Source organism: Streptomyces cylindrosporus (assembly GCF_022698165.1).
GTDB classification, from domain to species: Bacteria; Actinomycetota; Actinomycetes; order Streptomycetales; family Streptomycetaceae; genus Streptomyces; species Streptomyces cylindrosporus.
In genome coordinates this window covers 261,710-277,446 of record NZ_JALDAY010000015.1, presented here as the reverse complement: position 1 = coordinate 277,446, position 15,737 = coordinate 261,710, and the positions used below count along the sequence as shown (strand labels likewise).

Annotated in this window: 15 protein-coding genes; 1 reads left to right on the top strand and 14 read right to left on the bottom strand. The window is 71.1% G+C overall.

The genetic code is table 11. The features are described from left to right. Positions 1-63: 63 nt before the first annotated feature. From MQP27_RS41970 to MQP27_RS41925, 10 genes are all read right to left on the bottom strand, one after another. Positions 64-477, bottom strand: coding sequence for a phage virion morphogenesis protein (locus tag MQP27_RS41970; RefSeq protein WP_242775505.1), 414 nt, complete (start codon positions 475-477; stop codon positions 64-66). 270 nt (positions 478-747) lie between these two features. Further along, positions 748-1,116 carry a hypothetical protein gene (locus MQP27_RS41965; protein ID WP_242775504.1) on the bottom strand — a complete coding sequence of 123 codons (369 nt, stop codon included), beginning with the start codon at positions 1,114-1,116 and terminating at the stop codon, positions 748-750. Between the two features lie 38 nt (positions 1,117-1,154). Then, a complete protein-coding gene (locus MQP27_RS41960; RefSeq protein WP_242775503.1) occupies positions 1,155-2,402 on the bottom strand; it encodes a phage tail tube protein in 1,248 nt (415 codons plus the stop codon). Between the two features lie 3 nt (positions 2,403-2,405). Next, positions 2,406-2,813, bottom strand: a complete 408-nt coding sequence (locus MQP27_RS41955; protein WP_242775502.1) for a hypothetical protein — start codon at positions 2,811-2,813, stop codon at positions 2,406-2,408. Between the two features lie 55 nt (positions 2,814-2,868). After that, a complete protein-coding gene (locus MQP27_RS41950; RefSeq protein ID WP_242775501.1) occupies positions 2,869-3,405 on the bottom strand; it encodes a hypothetical protein in 537 nt (178 codons plus the stop codon). Continuing rightward, on the bottom strand, positions 3,402-4,256 hold the full coding sequence (locus tag MQP27_RS41945) for a hypothetical protein (protein ID WP_242775500.1): 855 nt from the start codon (positions 4,254-4,256) through the stop codon (positions 3,402-3,404). The genes MQP27_RS41950 and MQP27_RS41945 overlap by 4 nt, the downstream gene beginning before the upstream one ends. A gap of 25 nt (positions 4,257-4,281) precedes the next feature. Continuing rightward, positions 4,282-4,623, bottom strand: coding sequence for a hypothetical protein (locus tag MQP27_RS41940; protein ID WP_242775499.1), 342 nt, complete (start codon positions 4,621-4,623; stop codon positions 4,282-4,284). A gap of 83 nt (positions 4,624-4,706) precedes the next feature. Next, positions 4,707-6,182: a hypothetical protein gene (locus tag MQP27_RS41935; protein ID WP_242775498.1), complete on the bottom strand. Its 1,476-nt coding sequence runs from the start codon at positions 6,180-6,182 to the stop codon at positions 4,707-4,709. 82 nt (positions 6,183-6,264) lie between these two features. Then, entirely contained in the window at positions 6,265-8,226 is a 1,962-nt protein-coding gene (locus MQP27_RS41930) for a hypothetical protein (RefSeq protein WP_242775497.1), read from the bottom strand. After that, on the bottom strand, positions 8,223-8,606 hold the full coding sequence (locus MQP27_RS41925; protein WP_308290083.1) for an XkdF-like putative serine protease domain-containing protein: 384 nt from the start codon (positions 8,604-8,606) through the stop codon (positions 8,223-8,225). Before MQP27_RS41925 ends, MQP27_RS41930 begins: the two co-directional genes overlap by 4 nt. Positions 8,607-8,638: 32 nt before the next feature. On the opposite strand from MQP27_RS41925, the gene MQP27_RS41920 reads away from it, so the two are divergent. Continuing rightward, positions 8,639-9,280: an HNH endonuclease signature motif containing protein gene (locus MQP27_RS41920; RefSeq protein WP_242775494.1), complete on the top strand. Its 642-nt coding sequence runs from the start codon at positions 8,639-8,641 to the stop codon at positions 9,278-9,280. Between the two features lie 57 nt (positions 9,281-9,337). Here MQP27_RS41920 and MQP27_RS41915 read toward each other — a convergent pair whose 3' ends face one another. From MQP27_RS41915 to MQP27_RS41900, 4 genes are read right to left on the bottom strand one after another with little or no spacing between them, the layout of a single operon-like run. Then, complete coding sequence (locus MQP27_RS41915; RefSeq protein ID WP_242775493.1) at positions 9,338-12,772, bottom strand: phage portal protein; 3,435 nt, start codon at positions 12,770-12,772, stop codon at positions 9,338-9,340. Positions 12,773-12,787: 15 nt separating this feature from the next. Continuing rightward, positions 12,788-14,479 (bottom strand): phage terminase large subunit, encoded by a 1,692-nt coding sequence (gene terL / locus MQP27_RS41910; protein ID WP_242775492.1) that lies wholly within the window; start codon positions 14,477-14,479, stop codon positions 12,788-12,790. 22 nt (positions 14,480-14,501) lie between these two features. After that, positions 14,502-15,209: a hypothetical protein gene (locus MQP27_RS41905; RefSeq protein ID WP_242775491.1), complete on the bottom strand. Its 708-nt coding sequence runs from the start codon at positions 15,207-15,209 to the stop codon at positions 14,502-14,504. After that, positions 15,209-15,709 (bottom strand): hypothetical protein, encoded by a 501-nt coding sequence (locus tag MQP27_RS41900; protein ID WP_242775490.1) that lies wholly within the window; start codon positions 15,707-15,709, stop codon positions 15,209-15,211. The genes MQP27_RS41905 and MQP27_RS41900 overlap by 1 nt, the downstream gene beginning before the upstream one ends. Between the last annotated feature and the right edge of the window lie 28 nt (positions 15,710-15,737).

Genomic DNA, 15,737 nt, shown 5'->3' with positions numbered 1-15,737 from the left:
GGCGCCCACCCCCTTCGCGCGGGTTGGGCGCCGAAGGGGGCGCAGGGAGGCGTTGTCGCTAGGTCAGCGGGCGATGGCCGAGCGCCACGCCTCGTGGTAGACGCGGGCGAGGGCGCCCGTGGAGACGAGCTTCGTGTACGAGGGCTGTACGAACGGGCGGGCCGGCAGGGTCGTGGAGTGGCCGCGGCCGGTGACGCCGCCGAGCTCCTGGATCCGCCCGTAGATCGCGGTGGGCCCGATCTGGGCCTCCCAGCGGCCGAGGCCGAGCGGATGCGGGCCCTTCACGCTGATCGAGCGGCGCAGCGTGCCGGTCACCAGCGAAGGCGGCTCCCCCGGGCGTGAGGGTGTGGGGGTGCCGCGGGGGTGGCTGGACGTCGCCAGCGTGGTCTTGATCTCCGCCTCGAGGAGATGCGCGGCATGCGCGGTCGCCGTACGGGTCGCGAGGTTGAAACCCGCGAGCAGCTTCTCGAGAGCCATGTTCAGCCCGGCTACGCCCTCGACCTCGAACCCGCGCCCCACATGGTCACCCCCTCTCGGCCTCTTTCATGGCCTTCTCGTGGGCGCGCTCGCGGGCGTTGTCGACCTCGAGCGCCATGAGCGGGAGCCAGGTGTCCAACCACGCCGGAAGCTGATCGACCTGTTCGGGGGTCCAGTGGTAGCGCTCGGCGTACCAGAGGTAGTCGTACGCCTCGTCGATCGGCGTGATGGGGTGCCCGGCTGGGACGTCGTGTCCCTCCAGCCGGGCCCTCAGACGGCGGAGGGCTCGGTAGGGGACGCCGGGTCCGTGGCGTCCTTGACCGGGTCGGGCTTGCTCGCGAACAGCCGGTCGCGGATGGGGCCGAGCTTCTCCGTCAGGGCGTCGTCGTCCTCCCACGGGATCAGCTCGAGGGAGCCGGGCGACTCTGCGGGGATGGGGAAGGGGTAGGACCAGTCCATGACGAGGACCTGGAGGAGGCCGTCGTCCATCTCCTTGGGGGTCGCCAGGGACATGGTGCCGGTCTCGTCGACCGGCACGGCCTTGAGCGCCTTCTTCTTGTCGCCGCGGCGCAGGGTATTGGAGTCGCGGAACTGGATCCAGGCGCCGGAGGGCAGCGTGAAGCGTTCGGTGGTGGACATGGGTGTGCTCCGAGGGTGTTGAGGGTTGAGGCCGGCGGTCAGTAGGTGCCGGCGGGAACGTTGTTGGTGACGGACACCTTGACCGGGCTGTAGCCGCCCGATCCGCCGGCGTTGGTCGTGTTCAGGACGGCGGTCCAGCTGTTGCCGTACTCGACCGCGGACTTGCTGCCGTCGGGCTCGCTCTCGGTGAAAGCGGCGATCTGGCAGTCGACCTGGAAGGTGATCTTGTTGGTGCCGGAGAGGCCGTTGTCGAGGAGGATCTGCAGCTGCGGCTGGCTGTTGTTGAGCATGTAGAGCAGTGGGCTCTCGTCGGCCGCGACGAAGTTGAGCTTGCCCTCCACCGACAGGCCGCCGCGCTGGATGATGTACGGCGTCTGGACGCCGTTCGCCGTGAAGTACGGCGACAGCTCGCGCTTGATCGTGAGCTCGCCGTCCGTGATGGTCGCGACGAGGGTGCCGCCGGCGGCGGGGCCGCCGATGCCGACCTGCATGCGCCAGGAGGCGACCGGCAGCACCGTCGACGGGGCTGCGACCGGGGCCGATCCGAGGGCCACGGACGGCCACGTGGTGGCCTTCCCGGACCAGGTGAGGAGTTCGGACTCCGCGTTCCACTTCAGGCCCAGCTCGGACAGGCACGCGCCGGGGTACTGGCGGGCGCCGGACGTCGCGGTCGGGCCGAGGAAGTGGGTGATCGTGTGCGAAGGCGGCTGCCCGGTGCCCGAGTTGAGCAGGGAGTGGGCCTGGGTGTAGGGGCCGGTGACGGGCTGTACCGGCTGGGCGGAGGCGTGTGCGAACGCCAGACCGCCGGAGGGGGTGGTTAGCGGGATCGTGTACGGGCCCGATCCCGTGGGCGTGCCGGTCGTGAAGACTTCGGCGGTCGCCCCGGTGCCGATCTGGATGATCGTGCCGTTCGGGATGGTCGCCACCGTCGAGATGGACGCGGCGCCCGCGGCGGCGCTGGCGGAGAGGGTGGTGCCGCCGCTGCCGGTGGACGTGCCGGTGTAGGCGAGGTCGCCGAGGATGTTGCGGAGGAAGAACCCGAGGCCGTCGCCGTAGGCGGGGCCGCCGAGCTCGAACTCGGCCATCTTGACGCCTTGGATCTTCGCGAAGGCGTCGGTGGCCATGCTCCCGCGCCAGCTCTTGTCGTCGAGCCAGGTCGGGTTGTCCTTTGGCTTCGCCTCGTCGACGAGGATCGTCGTCGTCATCGCGACCGGGGTGCCCTGCGAGGTCTCCGGTGCGATGCCCACGAATTGCTTGGCGGGTGCGTAGGTGGTGGGGGTCGGCACCGGTCACTCCTCGCTGGACGGGGCCGGCTCGTTGTCGGCGGCCTGGTTGGGCTTCTTGCGGGTGGGGGTCCAGCGGCCGTCGTCCGGGGCGCCGAAGGCCCAGTCGAAGACGGTCGCGGCGACGGCCGGGGCGCCCGGGTCGTCGTCGGTGGCCGGGCGTTCGGGGCGTGCGGCGCGGGCGGTGAGCGGAACGTGTGGGTACACGCAGTCGCTGACGTGCGTGTACTCGTACACGCCGGGGTCGAGGAGCCCGGTCGGCTGCTCGGGGTCGACGGCCTCGTCGGGTGTCGGCTCCGGGGCCGCGGCGGGGGGCGTCTCCTCGGTGTCGGCGGGCTCGGCCGGTGTGGTGTCTTGGGCCGCGGCGGGGGGTGTCTCCGGCTGCGGCTTCCTGGGGGTCTTGGCGGGGGGCATGCGAACTCCGCAGGCAGAGGGAACGGAAAGGGGGTGGAAGAGGAGGCTCGGCGGGTCAGGCGTTGACGAACTCGATGGCTCCGAAGTCGAGTTGGAGGAACGACTTGGTGAGCTCGGCCTTGGTCTCCGGCTGACCGTACTTGAAGTCGATGCCGTCCATGCCGCCGTCGACGTGCTCGCCGGCCTGGAACACCGCGCCGCCGAGGGTGCGGTCGAGACGCATGTGCTCGACGAGAGCCCGGCGCAGGGCGTAGACGTCGTCCTGGGCATCCTCGGCGTACGGCGTGGTGGAGCGGACGTAGCAGAGCAGCTGCACGTCGTAGTTGATCTGCTTCATGCCGCCGTGCTCGCCGCCGAGCGCGATGCGGAACTCGTGGTGGTGCGGGATGAAGACGACGATCTGGACGCCCGTACGCGCGCCGGACGGCTGGCCCCAGAAGTAGTCGCGGTGGTCGTCGCGCTTGGCCCACGCGCGGCGCACGACACCGACGCCGTACTGGGAGAGCGGTGAGGACCGGTAGGTGCGGGTCCGCGGATCGTAGGGGCCGCCGAAGTACTTGCAGATCCCGTCCAGGGCTGTCTCGATGCTCACATGCGCCTCGCGAACGGGTGGAGGAGGCGCACGGCTTCGGCGACGAGGCCGGAGCCGTCGCGGCGGGGGTCTTTCTGCCGTGTGCCGGAGGCGAGGGGGGTGTCCGGGTAGGAGTCCTCGGCCGCGGTGTCCGGCCGCATCAGCTGCGAGACGCCGTAGTTGACGACCGCGAGCCGCATGTCGCTGGGCATGCCCGACCAGCCGCCGCCGGGCGTGTGGTCGGACGTGGTGGGGGCGGCGAGCGGGATCGCGGTCGCCGTCGGCGGGACCGTCACCGCCGCGGGCGCGTATGCCTCCGAGACGGTCACGACTTCCTCGACGCCGGGTTCCCACAGGCGGTACCTGTGCCCGGGCAGGATCCCGGTCGGATCGGCCACCGTCAGCGACGTCGACCCTGCTGTCGCGCCGGCGGTCAGGGTCGTGGTCACCCAGCCCGCGATGTAGGTGAGGTCGACGTACAGCCACGCGCCGGGGCGCGCGGCGCCGGCCCCGATGGAGATCAGGATCGTCTGGTTCTGTTCGACCCGGTACGCCGGGGAGGTGAGCGTGGTCTGGGCGCCGACCGTCTCGCCGAAGGCGACCTTCGACACCGATCGGACGGGCCGGTCCGTGGGGTAGACGTGGAGGACGCCTTGGGCGTCGCAGCGTCCCCGGGTCGCCAGGGTCAGCTGGTGGGCGGCGAGTGGCTGGTTGCACTCCCCGTCGGCCCAACTGGACGCCATGAGCAGGACGTTCTCGAGCTCGGCGGTCTGTGCGTCGGGGTCGGCGATGCCGGAGCGCAGGTCGCCCAGGTCCAGGTAGGTGGGGTGGGCTTCGAACTCCGGCGCCGTGACGTAGGGGTTGATGGCCACGCGTGGTCACCTCCCAGCAGCGGGGCTAGTCGGACGTCGTCTTGGCCGCCGAGCGCCGGGTGGCCTTCTTCGCCGGTGCCGGGGCGGCCGGTGGCTCTTCGGGGGCCGGGGTGGCTTCGGCGGCGCTGACGAGCTTCTCGACGGCCGCGAGCAGGGTCGCCGGGTCCTTGCGGCGCTCCAGCTCTTCCGCGAGGAGGCGCTGCTGGCGCTCGACGTCGGTCTCCCACTGGGGCTTCCCGCCGACGTGGAAGGCGTGGAGCTGGTCGGACAGTTCGTCGGGGAAGTCGAAGCCGCCCTGCTCGTCGGCTTCGAAGTGGCCTTCCTCGGCGTCGAGCGCGGTGGCGCCCGTGAGTGTGTAGAGGCGCATGCCTGCACTCCAGGGAGGTTGGATCGGTGAGGGTGGGAGGTGCGTAGGGCGCAGGCGCCGGGGCCTGCGCCCTACGCCGGAGGTCAGGCGACGTTCTGCAGGACGCCCATGGCGACCGGGGCCCGGTTGACGAAGGCGCCGATGCTGCGGATTTCGAACTCCCGGCGCGGGCCGCCACCCGCGGTGTTCGCGACGCGGCTGATGCCGTAGTCGAACTGCGCGGTGTCGCGCAGGTTGCGGTACTCCAGCACGGAGCTGATGTTCGCCTGCGGGAACGGGACCCGGTCGGTGCGCGCCACGATGGTGCCCGGGGGCAGGGAGACGTGGACCTCGATCGGGACGGTCACGCCGCCGGCCGGGGCGTTGACGATCTCGCCGACGCGGCCGCCCGCGGTCGTGCTGAGACGGCCCGAAGCGTCGGTGTTCAGGAACGTCGTCGCGGCGCTGGAGCCGAGGACCAGGTTGGCGATCTCCTGAGCCTGGACCGCGTTCATCATGAGCGCGGTCGGGGAGCACTTGACCTGCTGCCACAGCGGCAGGAACAGCAGGTTCTCGATCTCGGCGATACTGCCGCCGGCCAGGGTGAGCGCGGCGCCGTCGAGGCTGCTGTTGATCGACGGGTTCGCCGTGGCGGTGCCGGGCTGGGCCCACTGCCCGGCGGAGGTGTAGTCGCCGGCGAGGGAGGCGAGGAAGCCGTCGTAGTCCTTCGCGTTCGCCGACCCGTTGTCGGCCGCCGTGTTGATGGTCGGGACGACGCTGGACATGTCCGGCGTGACGGTGCTCGCCGGGAGCGCCTGGTTCGCGGCGATGGTCTTGGTGATGGTGACCGTGTTGGTGGTCGTGGTGGTGTAGTAGTACCAGGTCGTGCCGTCGGCCGAGTAGAACCAGTCGTACGCGACGGCCCCCCTCACGGAGGCGACGGTGGCGGTGATCTTGTTGGTGGAGCCCGAACCGAACGTCGTCGACGCGCTGTTGCCGCGGCTGTTGCCGCTGCCGTAGTAGTAGCCGGAGCCGGTGCGGGCGGCGACGCCCACGTACGCGGTGACGGCGCCGATGGTGCCGCCCGTCGAGGACTGCGTCAGCGTCGGGGCCGCCGGCCGCGCGAGCGCGAACGACTGCGCGCCGATCAGCTTGCGGTCGTCGCCGATCAGGACCTGGTTGAGGGTCTGGAAGGTGGCGACGGCGTAGGGGTCGCCGTAGCCCTTGGCGAAGTCGAAGGCGTCCTGCGTGGCCAGACCGGCGAGGCCGGTGGGCATGTACTTCGCCTGGAAGTCCTGCTCCTTGAAGATGACCTCGTTCGCGGCGTAGTCGATACCCATGGACGGGTCCGGCTGCGAGTTGGTCGCGTCCATGATGGAGCGCCAGACCGCGAACGGGTTGCCGTCCGGGGACGAGACCCGGGGCACCATGTCGCGGAACGGGGTGACGACGGGGATCAGCTGGACCAGCGGGGACAGGTCGTAGCTGTAGATGCCGGTGGACTGGAGGATGCCGGTGGTCTGCGCCTTGGCGATGGCGGCCAGCGTCTCCTCGGTGACGTTTTCGAGCGTTGCGCTCACGGATGCCTCCTGGGCATGAGAAAACCCCCGGCGCCGGTGGCTGCTCGGGGGTGTGGCTGCGGGGTGGTGCGGGGCGGGGCGCTTACTGGCGGGCGCCGCCCTGGTGAATCGCGTGGAGCGCGTCGATGGCCATCTCGTTCAGCTGGCCGTGGATGGCGTTCTGCTCGCCCGCGTCGGGCCCGCGGTACAGCTGCTTCTTCAGCTCCTGGGCCTTGGCGACGTCGACGGGCTGGGCGCCTCGGTCCTGGCCGCGCATCTGGTGCGCCGGCGGGACGGCTCCGTTGGTGAACACGCCCGGAACAGCGGGCTGCTCCTCCAGCACCCGGATCTGGCCCTTGAGTACCTCGACGGCTTCCGCCAGCTCCGTCAGGTCCTTCTCCTGCTTGGCGATCTTCCCCGCCTGCTCGGACAGGACCTGCTCCTGGGTGGCGCTGTAGTCGTCGAGCTTCTTGGCCACGTCCGCGGCGCTGCTGTTGTCGGCATCCGGGGTGGTGGTCTGCTTGGCGACGTCGTCGTCGGGGACGGCGTCGGCCGGGGTGCCGACCTCTGCCGGCGGGGCGGGCTCGAGGTCGGGGGTCTGTGCGGCCGCGTCCGCGGCGTCGCCGGAGTCGTCGGCCGGGGCGTCGTCCTTGCCGCCGTCGTCGTCGGTGTCGGCGCCGGCGATGCGGGTGATCTTCTCCGGGTCGACGATGCCGACGAGCTTGCCCTTGGCGTCGTAGACGGCGACCATCTCCTTCTCGCCGTCCGCCTTCACCACTGGCGCGGCTGCCGGGGGCTCAAGTCCCTTGGCCAGGCCCGCCTCGACGCTCACAGGGACGCCGGCGGGCGGCTGCGGGGCGGGCTCGGCGGCGCCCATGGCCGGTTCCTGGCCGGAGGCCTCGGTGACGTCTGCGCTGGGGGTGGGCTGGGGCATGTCGGGCTCCTCGTTGGCGGTCTTGGCGACCGGCCGGCCGCCCTCCTCGTCGGTGGTCGGGGCCTGCGGGAGGCTGGTGAGGACCTTCTGCAGCTGCTCCACGGCGCCGCGGATGGCGGCCTCGTTGCTCGCGGACAGCACGCGGCCGGCCTTGGTGATGGAGGCGAGGGCCTCGATCGTGTCGAGCGGGCCGGTGTCGAACCCGGCCAGCGCCTTGCCGACTGCGGCCATGGAGTCGGCGGCGCAGTCGGCTTCGGCCTGCTCGGCGACCGCGAACGGGGCGAGCACGCTGATGGCGTAGTCGATGGCGCAGCAGGCGTCCTGCAGGTCCATCGCCTGCTCGGCGTCGCCGGGGTCGGCCGCGGCGGCCTCGAGCATCTCGCGCTCGGCGAGCAGGTCGATCGCGGTCTTCGCCCGGGCGAGAATGCTGGTCCACTTCTGGGCGGTGGCCGCGTCGATGGCCTCCCAGGCCGGGGAGCCCGGCTCGGCCGGATTACCCGGCGCGTCCTCGGTGGGTGCGGCGAGGGGCACGGTCGGGTCCAGGCGGTCCGTTCCCTCGTCCAGTTCGGCAGTGACAGCCATTTTGGCCACCTTCAGGCTTCCGTCGGCGTTCCAGTTGTCGGGGATCTCGGCTGAGGCGCCGAGGGCCTTGGCGCGGGCGATGATGTGCCGGCGGATCGAGTCGTGGCCGGCGCCCCCGCGGCCGACGGCGCGGACCGCGTGCTCGAGGTCCTCGCGGTCGGCGATGGGGTAGGACTCGTCGTCCATGGCCTGCCCGTTGGCGGCCATGCGGCGCAGGTCGTCGGCGTCGTACTTGGCCTTGGCGACCTGCTCGCCGGCCGGCTCGTTGGCTGGGGCGGGTGCTTCGCGGGAGCGTACGGCTGCCGCGTAGATCACCTTGGCGATCGCGGCCACGCTGCCCGTCATCGTCACCGTCTCCGGGCCCGCAGGGGCCGGTTCGGGCGCGCCGATGAGGTCGCGCACCAGGTCGGGTTCGAGAAGCCCCGGGGCACCGACGGCGCTCTTTGCGATCAAGAAGCTGGTGCCGTTCGCGGCCTTGTCGACGAGGTCCACTCGCGGGATGTCGGCGTCGACGAGCTCGGTGAACTCGTCCTCCTCTGCAGGGGTCATTCGGTGCTCCGTCGGGTGATGCGCCGCGCCTGTCCCTGCGGCGAGAAGCCGGTGATCCGGCCGGACTTGTAGAGCTGCCAGGCGCGTTCGTCGAGGATCGCGCCGATCAGCCAGTCGCCTTTGCGGACGACGGTCCCGTCGCCGAGGTCCCAGTCCTTGCCGCGCCAGATGTACGACTCGACGACGGTCGCGGCGCCGACCGTGGCGTCGGGGCCGTGGAAGAGGCCGACCTGGGCGCCCTTCTGCAGGAAGCCCCAGGCCGCCCGCTCGAGCTCTTCGGCGGTGAAGTAGTCGCGGCCGCCGTCAGCGCCGCGGCGGATCCGCGGGTCGGGGCCAGCCTGGTAGGCGATGCCCAAAACATATCTTTGCGGTTCCGGCACTTTTTCACCGCCCCGTCGATAAGGTGTATTTCATGGGTAGGCCGAAGACGGAGAAACCGAACTGCACCGATTCCTCGTGCTCCAACAAGGCTGTGGCCCGAGGTCTTTGCAGTAAGCATTACCAGCGGCACAGGAAGAGCGAGGCGTTCGAAGCCGCACAGCCTGAAAGCCTTGAGCAGCGGTTCTGGAAGTGCGTCGACACCAGCGGGGGACGGGAAACGTGTTGGCCGTGGATTGGAAGTGTGCATCCGAGCGGCTACGGCACCTTCTTCGTGAACGGCGGCAGGCCGCGTCTCCAAAAGGCCCACCGCTTCGCGTACCAGCTGACCAACGGCACTATCCCAGCCGGGCTGGAGATCGACCATACGTGCCACACCAAGGAGTGTCCGACGCCTGGGTACGGCGACCCGCACCGCAAGTGCTGCAATCCTGCCCACCTCGAAGCAGTCAGCCGTACCGCCAACATTCGTAGGAGCCAGGCGCCGGAGAAGACAATCGAGTACTACGCCCGCTACCGCGAAGAGGTGACCCATTGCCCCAAGGGGCATCCGTTCTCCGGGAATACTCAGTGGAGGCGAAACAAAGAGGGTTACCTCACGCGCCGCTGCGCCGAATGCAATCGGATCAGCACCCGAGAATGGAAGAAACGCCGCGCTCAAGCACGCCGCGTCTGACACCTCCCCTGCGCCTGCGTAACAGCGGCACGAGCCACTGCGGCTTGTCTTGGCATTTCAGCCAGCGCCTGTCACGGGGGTAAGAGCACACCGACACCATGGGTGGCCTGGTGGACTGGAGCGGCCGTTGGGGAAGAGGTTGCCGGGGCGCCGCGGTCCGGCTTCCTCGTTGGTGGCGCAGATGTTGCAGACGCGGCCGTCGCCGGCACTGACCCACTCCACGGCCTCGATGCCGTTCGCGAGGTACGTGCCGAGGCTGGCCTTGGAGACCGCGCGGCACAGCTCGGTGGTGGCGATCATCTCGGCGCGCGAGGGGTTGCTGAGGAGGTCCTCGATCGCCGCGGCGATCGTGGTCGGGGCGTCCCCGCGCTCGGCGGCCCGGGCCAGGATCCGGCCGAGGGCGTTGAGGCGGGTGTCGGCGATGGAGCGGATGGTGATGCCGCTGTCGTCCAGCAACTGGCGAAGGCCTGCGCCGTCGCCGGTCCGTCCGAGGAGGAGCTGGGCGGCCTTGGTGTCGCCGGGCGTCCACTCGCCGAAGCCGGTGGTCAGGCTCGACGCTCCGGCGACGCTGACGCCGGCCTCGGCGATGGCGACGCGGGCGGCGACGGTGCCGATGAGGTAGCCGTCGGTGTAGACGCCGTGCAGCGTCGACTCGAGGGCTGCGGCGAGGCCGGGGTCGTGCGCGGCGAGCCAGGCGCGGGCCTGGGCGCCGAGGAGCCGGATCCGCTCCCGCTTCGTCGACGCGGAGGGTTGGACGGCGACGGACAGCCAGCCTTCGGCGAGCTGGTGGCTGTCCACCGCGGCGCTGAGGGCTCGTGCCAGACGCGGTGTCCAGTAGGCGATGGCCTTCAGGTCCACCTTCCAGCCGGGCCACCGTGCCGCCATGTTCTCGCCCTCAGCGCCTCCGCCTTTTGGGCGGCCGCCGGCCGCCTTGGCGATGGCGCGCATCTTGTCGGCGACGGACTCGAGGTCCTCGTCGTGGCCGATCGAGCCGTCGGCGTGCTGCCAGCCGTCGAGGTCGTCGTACACGGCCGGAGTGCCGCACGGGCACGTCGAGGTGTAGACGCCGTCCGGGGTCACGGTGACGTCCGCGGTCCCCTCGAGGGCTCCTTCGCACGGCATGGGCCCGCTCGCCCCGATGCTGGTGCCGGAGGCGTCGCAGTGCAGGCACTCGGATCCGTTGCTGTGCTCCCCTCCCCCGTCGCAGCAAGGGCAGACGGCGAGCAGCGGCAGCACCGTCCCCAGGGAGTCCTGCAGCTCCCGTCGTACGGCGGGGTTGCCGGCGAGCTGGGCGGGGTCCCACCAGGCGATGCTCTCGACCTGGTCGCCGTCGGGGTCGTCAGGGTTGGTGACCGCGTCGCGGTAGCCGAGGTCGAGCATGTCCTCGGCGTCGATGGTGTAGACGAAGCCCTGGTAGATGCCGTGCGTCCACATCGGCCCGTTATCGAAGGCGTGCGCGGCCGCGGCCTCCGGGGCGTACGGCAGGATCAGGCCGGTCTCCTCTCCCCACTCCCGCACGGCGGCCGCCAGGGGTTTCTCGCCCTCTTCGATGCCGCCGCCGGGGAACTCCCACGCCCCGCCAGCCGGGTCGTCTGGCGCGAGGGCGCGCTGGAGCATGAGGACGCGGCCGGTGTCCGCGGCCCGTACGGCGAGGCCCGCGGCGGCGATCTGCCCGGTGTCCTTGCGGACGGCGAGCCGGCCGGCGTCGTTGAGGCGGTGCGCGCGGACGCGGTCGACGTGCCGGAACTCGAAGTCCCGCCACACCTTGCTGCGGCGCCGTGCCTGGCGGAATCGGCGGAATGCGGCCAGCTCCTGCTTGGCCAACTCCGCTTCCTGCCCGGGTTCCTCGCTCTCCTCCTGGTGCTCGTCGTGGTCGAGGAGGTCGTAGCCGACGAGCCCGGTCTGCGCGGTGATCCCGGCCGTTGCGGCGCCGTCCTTGGACATCTGCGCCGCTTCCGCTGCCGCGTCGACAGCCTGGTGCTGGGAGGCCTCCCGGACGAGGGTCTGGTAGCCGTCCTCCGCGGTGTTCGCGGCCTTGGCGTCGCTGGTGCCCGCGTCGGAGATGACCCCGGGGGCGGGTACGAACGGCTGGGGCAGCGGCAGCTGGTCCTCGGCCGGCCCGTACGTGAGCGGGTCGATCTTTCCTGCGATGCCCTCGATGGCCAGCAGAGGCACCGGGCCGAGCCGCGGGGTGTTGTGGAAGCGCGGCACCGGCCGGCGGGGGTCGACGGGGAGGCCGAGGAGTTCCTTGCGGCCTTCGTCCGCGGAGGCCATGCCGGCGTCGATGTAGATCTGCCAGGCCTGCGCGAGGGTGAGCCGGTCCTCCTTCTCCTGCCCGGTGTCGAAGCGGAAGTCGAGCGGGAGGTGGAGGTCGTGCTGCAGGAACGCGGTGAGCACGCCTTGCAGGTGGGTGACGAGCGGCAGGTCGCCGACGCGGTGCTGGACGTCCGCCTGGGTCTCCCCGGACGACCGGTTGACGGTCTCCGTGAAGCCCAGGTCGGCGGGGACGACGTGGTAGGCGGCGCAGGTCTTGCGCATGAGGAACAGGGAGAAGGTGTCGTCGAAGTCCTTCTCGTTGGACCATTCGATCTTGCTGCCGCCGGGGATCCACCGGATCTGCGACTTGATGGACTGGTCGCCCATCATGAACTGGTCCCACCAGCCCTGGAACTGCTGGACCTGGTCGGGAGTCCAGTTCTCGGGCGACGAGCCGATCGCCTGGGGGATGTTGCCCTCGGTGAACCGCTGCAGGAAGTACGTCTGGAACCGCAGGTCCGTGTTGGCGTTCAACAGGATGCTCTCGAGGGGCGCGTACCCGTACGGGGAGTTCGAGCGCGGCCGGAACGGGGCGTACACGAGGTCGTTGCGGGTGAGCCAGTTCCACGGCAGCCCGTTGACGTACTGCACATACGCCTCGGCGGGCGGCTCCGGGCTGTCGCCCCAGTAGTCCAGCAGCGGGGCGATGGTGGTGCCGTCCACGACCTTGAGGCCGATCACGTCGCCCCGGCGGTTCTTCACGCGGGAGAGGGCGCCGGCGTCGTAGGCGAGGACGTCGTAGAGCCACTTGGCCAGCCAGGTCGGGAAGAGATTCTGGCGGTCCGGCTTGTGCAGCACCTGCATGCCGAGGGCGATCGCCTCGGAGGCGTCGCCCTTGAAGCCCTGCTTGGGGACGAGCGCCCAGTCCAGGGCGCGGATCGAGTCGATGCGGTGCCAGATGCACATCTGGGCGACGTCGTAGGCGTCGATCATTCCGCGGAGGGTGTCGAACGCGACCGCGCTGTGGCTGCGCGGGCGGGCGCTGATGTTGTAGCCGGTGACGAAGTCGTGGGTTCGGGGGTGGCGGGAGAACCCGTCGTAGGGGCCGATCGGCGCGCCGGGCGAGAACGGCTTGCTGGGGGTCATGCCGGCGGCGGCCTCGCCGGCCTGCATGTCAGCGGGTTCACGGTTGCCGAACACCTTGGCCAGCTGAGTGAAGCGGGAGCGGAGGCCCATCTGCTGCTGTGCCTCCTATCTGCGCTGGTGCTGCCGGAACGCGGCGTCACGGGCTCGCTGGCGGGCCGCCACCGGGTCTTCCGGCACGTCAGCAGCTGGGGTGGTCGGTGGGGCGGGGGCGTCGCGCTCGCCCTCCGGCGCGGCACCGGGCTCCATGCCCTCGGTGGCCTCGGCAGCCGGCGGCTGGTCGTCGGCCTGGGCTCCCTGGACGCGGGCTTTGGCGAGGCGCTTGACGTACTCGATCCATGCCTGGGCGCCGGTGCCGTCGAGGAGCATGTGGGCCAGGGCCTGGCTGGTGGCGTCGACCTGGTCGTCGTGGGCGCCGCTCGGGAAGTCGGCGGCCTCGCCGATGAGTTCTTCGGGGTCGAACAGAGCGATCTCCCCCTCGGGGAGGAAGACGTTGCCGGCCTGGACGACCGGGGCGACCGCGTTGGCGCGCGCGTACTTGCTCTCGGTCGGAGTGATCTCGACAATCCCCGGGATCTTCGACTTGAGCGTGTTGATGACCGCGGTGCCGTTGGCCTTGTCCTCGACCAGCTTGGCCGTGGCCTGGGGCCACCGTTTGACCATGGCCTGGAAGGCGGTCAGGGTCTCGGTGAACGTGAGCCGCTTGCGGATCTGGTCCAGCAGGTAGACGTTCGCGCCTCGGCGCGCCCAGACCTGCCCGACCACGTAGTCGCTCGACTTCGTGTCCTTGAAGGCCATGTCCCAGGACATGATCATCTGGTCGAACTCGGCGACGGTGTAGCCGTCCGGGATGGTGGGGTGCTGCGACCACAGCGGCGTGGTGTAGCGGCGCCACCAGGGGCGCTGCCAGACGTTGCCGGTGTCCGGGGACGGACGGCCCTGGTAGAGGGCGTTGAAGCCGCGGGTGCCGGCCTGGATCCGGATCGCTTCCCACTCTTCGTCCGTACGGCCGCGAGCGGACTGCAGCCACTCGCCGGGCTCACGGCCGAGGGGGTCGCTCTGGCCCTTCTCGGGGTCGTGGTCGGCGAGGGCGGGGATGTTGATGGTCCGCCAGCGGTGTCCGTCCTCTGCGGCCTTAAGGCGGCCGGCGATGTCGTCCTCGTGCCAGCGGGTCAGGATGACGATGACGGGGGCGCCGGGGGCGAGTCGGGTGGAGCCGACGGTCTGCCACCAGCCCCAGACTCGGTCGCGGTAGTAGGCGGAGTCGGCCTGTTCCTTGTCGGCGAAGGGGTCGTCGATGACGAGCGCGTCGAGGGGACGGCCGGTCAGGGAGCCCTTGAGGCCGACGCAGATGATGCCGCCGGCGTGGCCGGCGAGCTGCCAGCGGGAGGCGGCGCCGTTGTCGCGGGCGATCCGCAGGCCGAGGTCGGTGGTGCCGTCGTCGCCGTTGTAGGTGGTGATCCAGTTGCGGACGTCGCGGCCGAAGCTCTCGGCGAGCGGCTTGTTGTAGGAGACGATCCCGATCCGCAGGTCGCGGTTGCGGTGCAAGGCCCACAGAGACCCGGTCTTGGTGACCCGCTGGGACTTCCCCTCCTGCGGGGGCATCGAAATGATCAGGCGGGCGTGCGGCGTGCTGTACGCCCAGACCACGGCCTCGTCGACGAGGTCGAGGGCGGGGGTCTGCATGCTCGCCGGTTCGACGACCTTGGCGAGCGCGCCGGGGGTGGGCCAGCGGTCGGCGTCCGGGCGGGGTTCGAAGGAGCGGGCGGCGTATTCGGCCCAGTCGGGTGTGGCGGCCATGGGCAGCCGCCTCCTCCCGGCGCTAGGAGGCGAGCGCGCGCAGGTGCCGGGGCACTACCTCGGGGACGCGGGCCTGCTGTTCCTTGGTCAGCCGCAGGTCGGCCAGGATGGCCCGGATGACCTGGGCGACCAGCGCGCCCTGCTGCTCGGCGACACGGACCTTGCGCTCTTCGATCCCGGCGCGGATCGCGGCCTCGCACACCTTCACCAGGTGCGCGCGCTCCTGCTGGTAGAGGCGCAGCCAGATGTTCGGGGCGGCCTCCTCGGTGCGCCCCCAGTCGTCACCGCCGGTCTTCCGCCGGGTGACGCCCCACACGAGTGGATGAGGACGCTCGCTGCCAGGGCCAGAGGTCTGCTCCTCGTCTTCGTCGGCGTCAGGGTCAGTGCGCCCGGCTTCGGCGTCCTGGGCTTCGATTTCCTGGACGCGCTGGCGCAGCCATGCGACGTGCCCGGCGGTCCACTTGACCTCGTCGAGCAGCGCGTCGCTGGGCGTCGTGTCGACCGGCCGGCCGTAGGTCTCGACGAGCTCGAGGGCCCGCTCCTCGGTCTGTCGGCGCCGGGCGGCGGCCAGGTTCTGCGGGGCCTTGCCGCCGTGGACGCGGCACACGGTCTGGCCCTTGAGGGCCCAGGCCTGGCAGCGCTCCCCCTTCTCCCCGTTCGGGCCCTTCTTGTGGGCCGTGCAGCGGCGCTCATCGGTCGGCGCGGCGAGGTTGCCGGTGCGGTTGGTCATCACACGCCGCCGGACACCCAGTGCGCCGGCAGTCGGCTCGGCGCCTGCACCTGGGGCAGCAACTCCGCAGGCTCAGCACGGTGTTCGGGTGTGCAGTCGCAGACAGGTACCTCGTCAGCGTCCACCCGGAGCTTGTCTCGCGGCCCCGCAGCTGGCGCTGTGCACGTCGCCTGGTGGATGAGCGCTGCGGCCTCGAGGCCGATGGCGTGCTCGGCGCACGCGTGCACGATGCGGGTCGTGTCGCCGGCGGTCGGGAGCGGCCCGAACTGCGGGGCCGGGAGCTGCGGGTCGGCCAGGAGCAGGCGTTCGTCGCGGCGGGACTGCTCGGCCGCGACCAGCTCGGCGAGCTCGTCGTCGGTCGGGCGGCGCTGCCAGTGCACGACGGCGGGCTCCCCGCACGCCGCGCACACGGGGCCGGACGGCATGGCCGGTGGAGCCGGAGTTGGGGCGGGAAGCTCGGATGAGGCAAGGGCGGCCGGGTGGGGTGAGGGTGTGGCCATGGCGGTGCTCCACGGGTTGGGGGTGGTG

Bases quoted from the DNA above. Each gene is read 5' to 3' on its own strand.
- MQP27_RS41920 (WP_242775494.1), top strand. From the start codon at position 8,639: ATGGGTAGGCCGAAGACGGAGAAACCGAACTGCACCGATTCCTCGTGC.
- MQP27_RS41955 (WP_242775502.1), bottom strand. From the start codon at position 2,813: ATGCCCCCCGCCAAGACCCCCAGGAAGCCGCAGCCGGAGACACCCCCC.
- MQP27_RS41970 (WP_242775505.1), bottom strand. From the start codon at position 477: ATGGCTCTCGAGAAGCTGCTCGCGGGTTTCAACCTCGCGACCCGTACG.
- MQP27_RS41930 (WP_242775497.1), bottom strand. From the start codon at position 8,226: ATGACCCCTGCAGAGGAGGACGAGTTCACCGAGCTCGTCGACGCCGAC.
- terL (WP_242775492.1), bottom strand. From the start codon at position 14,479: ATGGCCGCCACACCCGACTGGGCCGAATACGCCGCCCGCTCCTTCGAA.
- MQP27_RS41965 (WP_242775504.1), bottom strand. From the start codon at position 1,116: ATGTCCACCACCGAACGCTTCACGCTGCCCTCCGGCGCCTGGATCCAG.
- MQP27_RS41900 (WP_242775490.1), bottom strand. From the start codon at position 15,709: ATGGCCACACCCTCACCCCACCCGGCCGCCCTTGCCTCATCCGAGCTT.
- MQP27_RS41905 (WP_242775491.1), bottom strand. From the start codon at position 15,209: ATGACCAACCGCACCGGCAACCTCGCCGCGCCGACCGATGAGCGCCGC.
- MQP27_RS41940 (WP_242775499.1), bottom strand. From the start codon at position 4,623: ATGCGCCTCTACACACTCACGGGCGCCACCGCGCTCGACGCCGAGGAA.
- MQP27_RS41915 (WP_242775493.1), bottom strand. From the start codon at position 12,772: ATGGGCCTCCGCTCCCGCTTCACTCAGCTGGCCAAGGTGTTCGGCAAC.